This window comes from Frigoribacterium sp. VKM Ac-1396 (genome assembly GCF_015350895.1).
Classification (GTDB): domain Bacteria; phylum Actinomycetota; class Actinomycetes; order Actinomycetales; family Microbacteriaceae; genus Frigoribacterium.
This window is the reverse complement of record NZ_JADKSD010000003.1, coordinates 23,730-36,056: the sequence shown is the minus strand read 5'-3', so window position 1 is coordinate 36,056 and position 12,327 is coordinate 23,730. Positions and strand designations below refer to the sequence as shown.

The 12,327-nt window shown below is 73.4% G+C and carries 12 protein-coding genes; 7 read left to right on the top strand and 5 right to left on the bottom strand.

The genetic code is table 11. The features are described from left to right. Positions 1 to 88 precede the first annotated feature (88 nt). Positions 89 to 1,219: a DegT/DnrJ/EryC1/StrS aminotransferase family protein gene (locus ITJ55_RS12445; RefSeq protein ID WP_194595695.1), complete on the top strand. Its 1,131-nt coding sequence runs from the start codon at positions 89 to 91 to the stop codon at positions 1,217 to 1,219. Between the two features lie 55 nt (positions 1,220 to 1,274). Next, entirely contained in the window at positions 1,275 to 2,195 is a 921-nt protein-coding gene (locus ITJ55_RS12440; RefSeq protein ID WP_194595694.1) for an AEC family transporter, read from the top strand. Between the two features lie 95 nt (positions 2,196 to 2,290). Here the strand turns inward: ITJ55_RS12440 and ITJ55_RS12435 are convergent, their stop codons facing one another. Further along, on the bottom strand, positions 2,291 to 3,127 hold the full coding sequence (locus ITJ55_RS12435) for an exodeoxyribonuclease III (protein WP_056260938.1): 837 nt from the start codon (positions 3,125 to 3,127) through the stop codon (positions 2,291 to 2,293). A gap of 211 nt (positions 3,128 to 3,338) precedes the next feature. Here ITJ55_RS12435 and ITJ55_RS12430 point away from each other — a divergent pair, with 211 nt between their 5' ends. Genes ITJ55_RS12430 through ITJ55_RS12420 form a run of 3 tightly spaced genes read left to right on the top strand, consistent with a single transcriptional unit; the run spans position 3,339 to position 6,543 of the window. Beyond that, positions 3,339 to 3,503: a hypothetical protein gene (locus tag ITJ55_RS12430; protein ID WP_194595693.1), complete on the top strand. Its 165-nt coding sequence runs from the start codon at positions 3,339 to 3,341 to the stop codon at positions 3,501 to 3,503. Positions 3,504 to 3,505: 2 nt separating this feature from the next. Then, positions 3,506 to 4,057 (top strand): orotate phosphoribosyltransferase, encoded by a 552-nt coding sequence (gene pyrE / locus ITJ55_RS12425; RefSeq protein ID WP_194595692.1) that lies wholly within the window; start codon positions 3,506 to 3,508, stop codon positions 4,055 to 4,057. Further along, the gene (locus ITJ55_RS12420) at positions 4,054 to 6,543 is read left to right on the top strand and encodes a hypothetical protein (RefSeq protein ID WP_194595691.1); all 2,490 of its coding nucleotides are present in this window, start codon (positions 4,054 to 4,056) and stop codon (positions 6,541 to 6,543) included. The genes pyrE and ITJ55_RS12420 overlap by 4 nt, the downstream gene beginning before the upstream one ends. 67 nt (positions 6,544 to 6,610) lie before the next feature. Here ITJ55_RS12420 and ITJ55_RS12415 read toward each other — a convergent pair whose 3' ends face one another. Beyond that, positions 6,611 to 7,423, bottom strand: coding sequence for an HAD-IIA family hydrolase (locus ITJ55_RS12415; protein ID WP_194595690.1), 813 nt, complete (start codon positions 7,421 to 7,423; stop codon positions 6,611 to 6,613). 76 nt (positions 7,424 to 7,499) lie between these two features. On the opposite strand from ITJ55_RS12415, the gene ITJ55_RS12410 reads away from it, so the two are divergent. Both ITJ55_RS12410 and ITJ55_RS12405 read left to right on the top strand, forming a co-directional pair. Further along, entirely contained in the window at positions 7,500 to 8,174 is a 675-nt protein-coding gene (locus tag ITJ55_RS12410; protein ID WP_194595689.1) for an RNA methyltransferase, read from the top strand. Positions 8,175 to 8,233: 59 nt separating this feature from the next. Then, positions 8,234 to 8,650: a DUF3151 domain-containing protein gene (locus ITJ55_RS12405; RefSeq protein WP_194595688.1), complete on the top strand. Its 417-nt coding sequence runs from the start codon at positions 8,234 to 8,236 to the stop codon at positions 8,648 to 8,650. A gap of 88 nt (positions 8,651 to 8,738) precedes the next feature. On the opposite strand, the gene ITJ55_RS12400 is transcribed toward ITJ55_RS12405, so the two are convergent. The 3 genes from ITJ55_RS12400 to ITJ55_RS12390 are packed head-to-tail and all read right to left on the bottom strand — an operon-like array spanning position 8,739 to position 12,312. Next, complete coding sequence (locus ITJ55_RS12400) at positions 8,739 to 10,742, bottom strand: YhgE/Pip domain-containing protein (RefSeq protein WP_194595687.1); 2,004 nt, start codon at positions 10,740 to 10,742, stop codon at positions 8,739 to 8,741. Beyond that, entirely contained in the window at positions 10,739 to 11,530 is a 792-nt protein-coding gene (locus ITJ55_RS12395) for a hypothetical protein (RefSeq protein ID WP_194595686.1), read from the bottom strand. Before ITJ55_RS12395 ends, ITJ55_RS12400 begins: the two co-directional genes overlap by 4 nt. Beyond that, on the bottom strand, positions 11,527 to 12,312 hold the full coding sequence (locus tag ITJ55_RS12390) for a TetR/AcrR family transcriptional regulator (RefSeq protein ID WP_194595685.1): 786 nt from the start codon (positions 12,310 to 12,312) through the stop codon (positions 11,527 to 11,529). Before ITJ55_RS12390 ends, ITJ55_RS12395 begins: the two co-directional genes overlap by 4 nt. Positions 12,313 to 12,327: the final 15 nt, after the last annotated feature.

The following is a 12,327-nucleotide window of genomic DNA, read 5'->3' as shown; positions in this document are numbered from 1 at the left end:
TGACGATCGCGGCGAGATCCGCCTGTGATATTTACTCATGCGTAGGTCACGTGTAACATTCCACTGTACCGATGAAGCAGGGAGCCTCATGACCAGTCGCATCAACCTCTCCGCCCCCGACGTGGGCGCCCTCGAGCGCGACGCCGTCGACCGGGCGATGCGGTCGGGCTGGGTCGCCCCCCTCGGGCCCGAGGTCGACGCGTTCGAGCGTGAGATCGCCGCCCGGGTCGGGGTCGCCGCGGGCGTCGCCGTCTCGTCGGGCACCGCCGCGCTGCACCTCGGCCTCCGAGGCATCGGCGTCGGGCCCGGCACGACGGTGGTCACGTCGACCTTCACCTTCGTGGCGACGGCGAACGCCGTGGTGCACGCCGGGGCCCGGCCTTTCTTCGTCGACTGTGACCCGATCACCGGCAACCTGTGCCCCGACCTGCTCGACGAGGCCCTCGCCGGCCTGGCGGCCCGTGGGCATCGCGTCTCGGCCGTCCTGCCGGTCGACATCTACGGTCGGGTCGCCGACCTCGACCGCATCCAGGCGGTCGCCGACCGGCACGGGGTGCCGGTGCTGTGCGACAGCGCCGAGTCGCTCGGTGCCACCGCCGGCGGTCGGGCGGCCGGGTCGTTCGGCCGGGCGTCGGCGGTCTCGTTCAACGGCAACAAGATCATGACGACGTCGGGCGGGGGCATGCTGCTGACCGACGACGTCGAGCTCGCCGACCACGCCCGTCACCTGGCCTGCCAGGCGAGGCTGCCCGTCGCCCACTACGAGCACGCCGAGATCGGCTACAACTACCGACTCAGCAACGTCCTCGCCGCCCTGGGGCGCGCCCAGCTCACCCGCCTCGACGACATGATCGCCCGGCGCCACGCGGTCCGCCGACGCTACGTCGACCTCGTCCGCGACCTCGACGGCGTCACCGTGCTGCACGACGGCCACGACGAGACCGACAACGCCTGGCTCACGTCGCTGGTCTTCGACGACCCCGCCCGGGTGCACTCGGTCGGTCGTGCCCTGGCCGACGCCGACATCGAGACCCGTCGGCTCTGGAAGCCCATGCACCAGCAGGCCGTGTTCGCGGGCGCGGGCCGTCTGGTGTCGGGCGCCGCCGAACGCCTCTTCGACCACGGGCTCAGCCTGCCGAGCGGGTCGGGCCTCACCGACGACGAGGTGAGCCGCGTCGTCGACGTCCTGCGTCCGGCGCTGGAGTCCGCTCGCGACTGACCCGCCCGGCCGACCCGGCTCGGTGCCCGCGCCGCGATGGGACAGGATGGACGCCATGGGTGGAGTGCTGATCGGGTTCGCGATCATCGGGGTGGTCATCGCGACGGGCTACGTCGTCGGCCGGCTCGACCTGCTCGGCGCCTCGGGGCACCAGGTTCTCTCGAGGCTCGTCTTCTTCGTCCTCACGCCCTGCCTGCTGTTCTCGACGATCTCGCAGGCCGACGTCCACGTGCTGTTCTCGCGCCTCCTGGTGGTGTCGGCCCTGGCGTCGTTGGTGGCCGCCGTGATCTCGGTCGTGGTGTTGCGGTTCGTGCTGAAGCGCGGCACGGCCGAGACGACGATCGGCACCATGGGTGGCGCGTACGTCAACGCGAACAACATCGGCCTGCCGGTGGCCACCTACGTGCTGGGCAGCGCCACCTTCGTCGCGCCCGTGCTGCTCTACCAGCTGCTGGTGCTGACCCCTGTCGTCCTGGCGGTGATGGACACCGTCACGAACCGGGGCAGCAGCCTTGGTCGCACCATCGCCCGTCCGTTCACCAACCCGCTGCTGATCGGCTCGGCCCTCGGGGTCGTCGTGGCGGTCACCGGGCTCGAGATCCCCGCCGCGGTGATGGAGCCGTTCACGCTCGTCGGAGGCGCCGCCGTGCCGGTCGTGCTGCTCTCGTTCGGCATGTCGCTGCACGGGTCGACCCCGTTCCAGGCGGGGCAGGGGCGTGCCGACATCGCCGTGGCGGTCGTGCTGAAGCTCGTCGTCATGCCGGTGACAGCCTGGCTGCTCGGGGCCTTCGTGTTCGACTTCGACCGCGACGAGTTGTTCGTGGCCGTCGTGCTGGCCGGGCTGCCGTCGGCCCAGAACGTCTTCAACTACGCGCAGCGGTACCGCACGGGAGTCGTCGTCGCCCGTGACACCGTGCTGGCGACCACGATCCTGTCGGTGCCCGTCCTCGTGCTCGTGGCCGCCCGGCTGGCCTGAAGCCACGGCACGCCCTGGCGCCCTCGCGCCCTCGCGCCGCGGCACGCCCTGGCGCCCTGACGCCGCGGCACGCCCGCGGGGCCGGGCCCCGCGGGTCAGAAAATCATCGGGCGGTCGTCGTCCAGCTCGGTCTCGAGGTCGAGGTCGACGACGACCGGCACGTGGTCGCTCGGGGCGTCGCCCTTGCGTTCGTCACGGTGGATGGCCACCGACGTGACGAGGTCGTCGAACGGCTTGGACCCGAGCACGAAGTCGATGCGCATGCCCTCGTTCTTCGGGAACCTCAGCTGCTTGTAGTCCCAGTACGTGTAGCCCTCGGGCAGGCGGGAGCGGACGACGTCGGTCAGCCCGACCTCGTCGAAGCGGAAGAAGGCGTCGCGCTCGGGCTGGCTCACGTGCGTGTGCCCCTCGAAGACCGACACGTCCCACACGTCGGTGTCGAGCGGCGCGACGTTCCAGTCGCCCATGAGGGCCAGGGGCTGGTCGGGGCGGGCGGCGAGCCAGCCCTCGGTCTCGTCGGCCAGCTTGGCGAGCCAATCGAGCTTGTAGTGGTAGTGCGGGTCGTCCAGTTCGCGGCCGTTGGGCACGTAGAGGCTCCAGAGGCGGACGCCCTCGACGGTGACGCCGATCGCGCGCGCCTCCTTGGGCTGGTCGGGCCCTTCGGCCCCCTTGGCGAAGCCCGGCTGCGACGGGAACGTGATCTCGACGTCCTCCATCGGCAGGCGACTGGCGAAAGCCACGCCGTTCCACTGGCTGAGGCCGTGCAGTTCGACCTCGTAGCCGGCGTCGCGGAACGCGTCGTAGGGGAACTGCTCGGGCTTGCACTTGATCTCTTGCAGGCCGACCACGTCGACGTCTTCGCGCACGAGCCAGTCGACCACGCGCCCGACGCGGGCTCGGACGGAGTTGACGTTGTAGGTCGCGACGCGCATGCCCCCCACGGTACCGGCCCGGCCGCCCGGGCCGACCGGCCGGGTCCGTACCCCGATCGGATGATTCGTTGCCCAAAGGGCAGCGAAAACCTTACCCTCGCGTCGTTGAACGGGTATGACTGTCCTCATGTCGGATGAGAGATGCAGAGTTCCGGGCGAGCGCGGCCGCGGTCGGCCGAGTCGGTACGTGGGGACGCCGGGGGTCGACCCGGTGCACATCGAGCGGTACCCCGGCCGGTCGTCGGCATCCGTCGACGCCCGCCTCGCGGCCCTGGCGGCGCGTCACGTCCTGCGCTACGAGGACTTCTTCGTGCCCCCGGGCGCCTGGTCCGAGCTGCACCACCTCACGCAACGCCGCCTGAACTACCATGGGTGACCGTGACCGACGCACGAACGCAGCTCATCGACTACATCGGCTCCGAGGCCGTCTTCCACGGTGACTTCACCCTGACCAGCGGCAAGAAGGCGACGTACTACATCGACCTCCGCAAGGTCAGCCTCGACCACCGGGTCGCACCGCTGATCGGTCGGGTCATGGTCGACCTGATCGCCGAGGTCCCCGACGTCTTCGCCGTGGGCGGCCTGACGATGGGCGCCGATCCCATCGCGGCGGCCGTGCTGCACCAGGGGGTGGCGCTCGGCAAGGACTACGACGCCTTCGTCGTCCGCAAAGAGCCCAAGGACCACGGTCGCGGCAAGCAGGTCGAGGGCCCCGACCTGGCGGGCAAACGCGTCGTCGTCCTCGAAGACACCTCGACCACCGGCGGTTCGCCGCTTGCCGCCGCCAAGGCCCTCGAGGCCGTCGGTGCCGAGATCGCCGCCGTCGCCGTGGTCGTCGACCGCAGCACCGGTGCCCGAGAGGTGATCGAGGCGGCGGGGTACCCCTACTACGCCGCCATCGGGCTGGAAGACCTCGGGCTGGCGCCGTGACCGACGACCGGCGCGACGACGAGGGCGACACCGGCCGCGAGCCGGACGACGCCAGCGACTGGCTGGCCGCGCAGTTCGACGGGTCGACCGACGATGTCGTCGACGAAGGAGGCGCGGGTCGCGACGGCGACGCAGCCCCCGAACCCGACGCCCCCGCCCGCGGCGACGACCCCGCCCGGGGCGACGACCTGCCGCCGACCCAGGCGATCCCCGTCACGGACCTGCCCGAGTTCCGTTCGGCGGACGACGACGGGGCGGACGACGCCCGCTCGGGCGACGCCTCGGAGTCGACGACGGCCCTGCCCTTCGTCGTGCCGGAGACCCCGGCCGGTTCGCCGCCGCCCAAGACCTCCGGCCACCCCCAGGCCCTCGACCTGGGTGCGCTGCGAGGAGCGGTCGAGCCGCCTCGGCCCCCGTCGTCGGTGCCCGTCCCGGACGAGCCGGCCGTCGTCGAGGGCGAGGGGGACTCCGATCCCGCGGACGCCGACCCCGGGTTCGCCTCAGATCGCGTGACCGCGTCCAGCCAGGAGGCCGCGTCCGACGGCGAGGCTGCGTGGGACCGCCAGCCCGCGTCGGACCGCGACCCCGAGACCGACGGGGCGGCTGAGCCGGGGCCCTTCACGGCCTTGATCTCGGCACCACGGTCGGAGGCGTCCTCACCCCGGACCTTCGACTGGGACGCTCTGCCCGAGCCCGAGCCCGAGCCCGAGCCCGAGCCCGAGCCCGAGCCCGAGCCGCAGGCTGAGTTCGAATCCGAGCCGCAGGCTGACTTCGAGTCGGAGGTCGAGTTCGAGTCGGAGCCCGTGGCGCAGGCCGAGCGTGAGTCAGCGCCGGCGCCGGAGCCGGAACCGCAGGCCGAGCCTGCACTCGACGAAGCCGACCCAGAGCGTGCGCCCGAGCCCGAGCCCGAGCCCGAGCCTGAGCCCGAGCCCGAGCCGAGGACTGCGGTCTTGCAGCAGCCCGAGCCCGAGGCCCGGTTCTCGGATGACGAGGTCGAGCGGGCGGAGCCCGTCGCAGCGACGGCCGTCGCAGCGGACCCGACGCCGGGCCCGACGCCGGCCGAGACTGCCGACCCGACGCCCGCCGAGACCGCCGACCAGACGCCGGCTGCCGACGCGCCGTGGTGGGTCGAGGAACACCACGAGATGACCCGCCGTGAACGCCGCCTGGCCGAGGCCGCGGCGGCCGCAGCGGCTGCCGCCGGGGGAGCCGTGCCCGGAACGACGGGTGCACCTCCGCTCGTCGGTCCGTCGCCCGTGCCGCCGGCAGGCCCGTCGACCGTTGCCCCCGCAGGTCGCGGCGACGCCGTCGAGCCCCCCGTCGAGCCCGCCGACCGTGAGCCGACCTTCACCGAGATCCTCGGGGTCGTGTCGCCCGGGGCGGACCGCCCCCGGGCGACCGACGAGCCCGATCCCGATCCGCAGCACGCCGCCCCGGTGGCGGGTGCCTGGTCGCTCTCCGGCTCGGGGACCGTGTCCGACGACGTGGCCGCCGCTCCAGGCGACGCGGGCGCGACCTCGGACGACATCGCCGCCGGGCTCGACGACAGCCGTGTCGATCCCGGCGTCGCCGACGACGGGCGCGACGTCCACGACCTCGACGGCGACGACGTCGACGACGACGACGACGAGGTGACCACCGCGACCGGGCTGTTCGCGCCTCCTCGGTCCGCGGTCGACGACCGCCCCGACGCCGAGGGCACGACCCAGGTGCTGCCGGGCCTGTCGGCCTCGGTCGCGGGCTCCGAGACCGGCACGTCCGGGCAGCGCGCCGCCGCCTGGCCGACGCCCGAGCGGCCTCGGCGCGAGGTCGGCGGTGCCGGGGTGTTCGTCCCGCAGACGCGGCCGGCCGACGTGCCCGCCGCGCGTCCCGCCCGAGGGTCGGGTCTCGCCGACTGGGTCGGTCAGCACAAGGTCCTGGTCGCCGTCGGCGCCGCGCTCGTCATCGTCCTGCTGCTCGTCGCCCTGTTCTTCATCTCGAGGTCGCTCTTCGCCTCCACCGACGACCTGACGACCGACCCGTCCGCGGCCTCCGCCCCCACCGCCGCGCGCACGGTGACCGCCGTCCCGGCCGAGCCGGCCGCCGAGGTCACCCCCGCCGGCCCGCTCGCGGCGGGCACCCACTCGTACGCCGACCTGCAGGGCGGCGAGTGCTTCTCGACGTTCGAGTCGGCCTGGCAGCAGGACTACGAGGTCGCCGACTGTGCCCAGCCGCACGTCGCGCAGCTGACGCGCCTGGGCACCCTCGACGGCGACGCCTACCCGGGTGCCGACGTGCTGCAGAGCCAGATGAACCTGCTCTGCACGGGCTCGGACGCCCTCGACCGGCAGGCCGCGGCGGCCTACCCCGACGTCCAGCTGCTCGCGAGCTACCCCGCCGATGCCGACGCGTGGGCGGCGGGCGACCGCACCTACTCGTGCTTCGTCAACCGCAGCGGCGGTGAGGCGCTGACGACCAGCCTCGTCGCGACCACGGCCGCGGGCTGAGCGCTCGACGCGACTCGCGCCTCCTGGTCGTCACGGCACCCCACGGGGTGCCGACCGCGTCGCGGGGTCAGGCCTCGGACGGCACCACGTCGGACTCGACAGGTTCGCTGCGCACGAGTTCGTGCACGCCCGAGAGGATCTCGTTCGGGCGGAAGGGGTACCGGTCGATCTCGGCCTGGTCGCTGATGCCCGTCATCACGAGGATCGTGTGCAGGCCGGCCTCGATGCCCGCCATGATGTCGGTGTCCATCCGGTCGCCGATCATCGCGGTGTTCTCGCTGTGGGCGCCGATGCGGTTCATCGCCGAGCGGAACATCATCGGGTTGGGCTTGCCGACGACGTAGGGGTCTCTGTTGGTGGCCTTCGAGATCATCGCCGCGATCGCGCCGGTGGCGGGCAGCACGCCGTCGGCGCTCGGGCCCGTGGCGTCGGGGTTGGTGACGATGAAGCGCGCACCGCCGAGGATCAGCCGCACGGCCTTGGTGATCGAGTCGAACGAGTAGTTGCGGGTCTCGCCGACGACGACGTAGTCGGGGTTGGTCTCGGTCATGATGAACCCGGCCTCGTGGAGGGCGGTCGTCATGCCGGCCTCGCCGATGACGAACGCCGAGCCGCCGGGCATCTGCGACCGGCAGAAGTCGGCCGTCGCCATGGCGCTCGTCCAGATGCGCTCTTCGGGCACGTGCAGGCCCGAGGCCCGCAGCCGGGCGGCGAGGTCACGCGGCGTGAAGATCGAGTTGTTCGTCAGCACGAGGTAGGGCGTGCCCTCGTCTTGCCACTGCTGGATGAGCTCGGCGGCCCCGGGCAGCGCGTGGTTCTCGTGGACGAGCACGCCGTCCATGTCGGTCAGCCAGCATTCGACGTCTTCGCGTGCACCCATGCGGTCACCTTAGCGAGGTGCTCTGCGAGCCGAGGAGGCGCGGGTGGCGCCGGTGGAGAACGCCTACCCTGGTCGGGTGCCCCAGGACGACGACCGCGCCCCCGACCCGACCGCCCCGTCCGACCCGCCCGAGCCGACCGTCGACCCCGAGCACGGCGTCGGCCCCTGGCCCGGCGGCGAGGCCGCGTGGCCCGAGGGCGACCACTGGGACCACGATCTGCTGCGCGACGGCGACCGGCGCAACGTGATCGACCGCTACCGGTACTGGACGATGGAGGCGATCGTCGCCGACATCGACGCGCACCGGCACCCCTTCCACGTCGCGGTCGAGAACTGGCAGCACGACATGAACATCGGCTCGATCGTCCGCAGTGCGAACGCCTTCGCGGCCGACACCGTGCACATCGTCGGGCGTCGCCGCTGGAACAAGCGGGGCGCCATGGTGACCGACCGCTACCAGCACGTCGTCCACCACCCCGACGTGGCCACGTTCGTCGCGTGGGCCCGGGGCGTCGGCCTGCCGATCCTCGCGATCGACAACGTCGAGGGGTCGGTACCGATCGAGACCTACGCCCTGCCCGAGCGGTGCGTGCTGCTCTTCGGGCAAGAGGGGCCGGGGCTCAGCCCCGAGTCGATCGCCGCGGCCGACGCCGTGATCGAGATCTCGCAGTTCGGGTCGACCCGCAGCATCAACGCCTCGGCCGCCGGCGCGATCGTCATGCACGAGTGGGTGCGGCAGCACCGCTTCTGACGTCGCCCTGGGCCCACGGCCGGTGTCGGTCGTCGGTCGTCGCCGATAGCGTGGTCGCCATGTCCTCCACGAACCTGCTCGGCGTGCCCGAGACCCGGCTGCCCGCCGAACCCACCGTCGTCGCCGACCTCGAGACGCTGACCACGGCCGAGGTCGTCACGGCCCACCCCACGTCGTCGCTGGCCTGGGCCCTGCTGAGCGACGAGGCCGCGGCCCGGGGCGCCGACCTCGAGGCCTACGCGTACGCCCGCGTCGGCTACCACCGCGGGCTCGACGCGCTGCGCAAGGCCGGCTGGCGCGGGCATGGGCCGGTGCCGTGGTCGCACGAGCCCAACCACGGCGTCCTCCGGTCGCTCTTCGCCCTCCGCCGGGGCGCGTCGGCCATCGGCGAGGTCGACGAGGTCGAGCGCCTGACGACCTTCCTCGACGACGCCGACCCGAGCGTGCTGCCGACGCTCGAGGCACAGGCGGGCTGACCGCCCACGCCGTCGAGGACGCAGGAGGCGCGGGTCGGGTGACCCGCGCCTCCTGCGTTCCCGGTGGCGGTCGCCGCCACCCCGCGGCTCAGCCGATCAGCGACGGTCGCAGGTCGCGCAGCGTGCGGGCCCGTGTCATGCGGGCCGTGGCGACCCCGGTGAGCACGAGGGCGCCGAGCAGCCAGGCCGCGAGCACGCCCGCGTCGCCCCAGGCTGCCGCCGTGCTGCCGCCGTACATCACCTGGCGCAGGCCGTCGGTGGCGTAGCTCATCGGCAGCACGAAGTGCAGGGCGGCCAGGGGCGCGGGCAGGGTCTGCCACGGGAAGGTGCCCCCGGCCGTGACGAGCTGCACGACCATCAGCACGAGCCCCAAGAACTGCCCGACGCTGCCGAGCCAGACGTTGAGCGTCATGATGATCGCCGCGAACGCCGCCGAGGCCAGGGCCATCAGGCCGATCATGCCGAGCGGGTGCGCGACCTCGAAGCCGAGCGCCTGCGTGACGATGAGGTAGAGCGCGACCATCTGCACGACTCCCAGCACGACGGGGGCCAGCCAGCCGGCCAGCGAGATGCGCACGGGGGCCTTGACGGCGGTGATCGCCCGCTTCGAGATCGGCTTGACGATCAAGAAGAGCGCGTACATGCCGATCCAGGCCGCGAGGCTGATGAAGAACGGTGCGAGGCCCGCGCCGTAGGTGCCCGCACTGGTCAGGGCGTCGTCCGTGACCGAGACCGGGTCGCTGATCGCGCCGGCCTGGTCGTCGCGCGTCTGCTCGGTGCTCGCGGGGATCTCGCCGAGGCCGCTCTGCAGGCCGTCGCGCAGCTGGGTCGTGCCGGTGTCGAGGCTGACGACGCCGTCGCGCAGGGTGGTCGACCCCGTGCTCAGGGTGTCGAGCCCGGTCGCGAGGGTCGAGGCGCCCGAGGCGGCGCTCGCCGCCCCCGTGGCCAGCTGCGACGACCCGGCGGCGGCCGACGAGATGCCCTGCGTCAGGGCCGGGGTCGCGGCGGCCAGCGTCGCGGCACCGGACGAGACCTGGTCGGCACCCGCGGCGAGCTGCCCGACCTGGGTGTCGAGGCCCTGGAGCTGCGCGTTCGCGTCCTGCAGGGCGGTGGTCAGCGAGTCGGTGGCGGGGGCGAACGTCGCGGCGATCTGCTCGATCTGCTCGGGGGTGTAGCCCTGTTCGGTCAGGGCCGCGGCGATCTGCTGCCGGGCCTGCTGCTGCGCGGCGGGCAGGGCGGCGGCCGCGGCCGCACTCGTCGAAGCCGCGTCGGCGACCCCGGTGGCCAGCGCGTCGTTGCCGGCCGCCACCTGGGCGGCGCCGTCGGCGAGGGCCTGGGTCTGGGCGGGGAGGTCGGAGGTCTGGCTCTTCAGGGTCTGCAGCCCCGTGTCGAGGGTCGACGCCCCCGAGCTGAGCTGACTCGTCCCGTCGGCGAGGCTGTGCGCGCCGCCGGCCGCGTCCGCCGCGCCGTCGACCAGCTGGTTCGCCCCGGCGACCGCCGAGCCGGTGCCCGCGACGAGCTGGTTCGCCCCGTCGACCGCGCTGCCGAGGTTGGTGCGGACGTCGGCGAGGCCGACCAGCAGGCGACTCGCGGCCTCCTTGCCGACCTTCTCGGTCACCGAGGCCCGGATGGTCTTGGCCGCCTGCTCGGCGATGGTCGACGACAGGTAGCTGTTCGCGTCGCTCGTCGCGAGGGTGATCCGGGCGCGCGTCGGGTCGTCGCCGCTCGCCGAGGTCAGGTCGTCGCTGAAGTCCTTCGGGATGGTGAAGGTGAAGTCGTAGGTCTGGTCGCGGAGGCCGGCCGCGGCCTGCGCAGCCGACACGACGTGCCAGTCGAAGTCGCCGCCGTCGGTGATCTGGTCGGTGACCTGGTCACCGTAGTTCACGGCCTCGCCGTCGACCGTCGAGCCGGCGTCGGCGTTGACCAGCGCGGCGGGGATGTGGTCGAGCTTGTCGTAGGGGTCCTGGTTGGCCCAGAGGTACAGGCCGCCGTACAGCAGCGGCACCGTCATCAGCGCGACGAGGGCCAGGCGGGCGAGCGGGGTGGCGGTGAGGCGCTGCAGCTCGGAACGGACGAGGGCGAGGATCTTCACGGCTGGTCGCTTTCGACGGTGGTGTCGGGGGAGGTGGCGACCGCGGTGTCGTCGGGGGAGGCAGGAGGCGCGGCATCGGTCTCGGCGTCGGCGTCGGCGTCGGCGTCGGCGTCGGACGCGGGCGCGATCGCGGAGTCGCCAGCGGCGTCGGTCTCGATCGGTGCGGCGGGTGCGGCCGGGGCGAAGTCCGGCGTCGGCAGCGACTCGATCGTGGCGAGGGCGGCGAACCCGGTGATGGTCAGCACGGTGTAGTCGCGGCCGACGAGGTCGTGCACCACCGAGAGCCACGCCGCGACGTCGCCGCCGTGCCGCTCGGGGGTCGTCACGACGAGGCCGCGCACCTCGGGGCGCAGCACGGCCAGCTCGCAGAGCAGGCGCACGCGCAGCTCGGTCGGCAGGGAGCCCAGGCGGGTCCGTTCGTGCTCGCGCAGGCCGATCTCGTCGAGCAGCAGGCGTGCCGAGGCCTTGTCGGAGCGCAACCCGGCCAGGGCCAGTTCTTCGCGGGCCACCTGCACGACCGTCAGGGCCGCGAACGGCTCGGCCACGCTCGGGGTGTCGACGAGGGCGAAAGAGGCGCGGATCGCCGCGTCGTCCGACCGGCCGTCGACCGTCACCCGACCGCTCTCGGGGTGCATCCGGCCCCCCGCGACGAGGGCCGCGAGGGTGGGCGCGTTCTCGGTCTCGACAGCGACGAAGCCCGGCGCCCACCGGTCGGCGACCACGCTGAGCGCGGGCAGGGCTGCGCCCGGACCCTCGCCGATCGCGACGTCGTGCAGTTCGAGTCTCATGCCGGGTCTCCGGTGGGTGAGGTGGTGGCGGCGCTCGCCGGGACGACCGAGGAGGCGCGGGCCGGGTGGTCGACGGACGCGCCGGTCGCCGGCTCGGGCGGGAGGGCGAGTTCGGGCGTCGAGGCGACGAGCCGGCCGGCGGTGCGCCAGTCGAGCCCCACGACGCCGAGCACGGCGAGCATGACGAGCCGGTGGCCCTCGGCCCGGCTGAGCCGCTGGGTGGTCGCCTCGTCGAGCACCGACAGGGCGGCGCCCTCGACGAGGTGCGCGAGGGTGCGCGGAGCGATGTCGTCACGCATGCGCCCGGACTCGACGCCGCGGCGCACGACGTCGCGGACGGCCTTTCGCAGCGGGGCGAGGGCCTCGCCGACCTCGTGGGCCATGGGCCCGCGCACGGTCAGCTGGGCCATGACGCGCACGTGCTCGACCTCGGCCCAGAGGCGGGCGGCGAGCGAGGCGAGCTGGACGACGGGGTCGGCGATGGGGGCCGGGCGGGCGGCGATGCCGATGCGGGCGGCACCGCGCAGGCTGACCTCGCGGACGAGGTCGTCGCGGGTGGCGAAGTGGCCGTAGACCGAGCGGCGCGAGAGGCCGGCCTCGGCGGCGATGGCCTCGAGCGACACGGCCGGGTCACGGTTGAGCAGCAGTGCGGCGGCGGCGATCAGTGCGTCGCGGTTGGCGGCGGCGTCGCGTCGCGGCGCGCGGGTGGCGCGCCCGGGGGCGGCTCCCACGGAGGCGGCGCCCACGGGGGCAGCGCCCACGGGGGCATCGGCATCGGACATGCCCTCATCGTACGA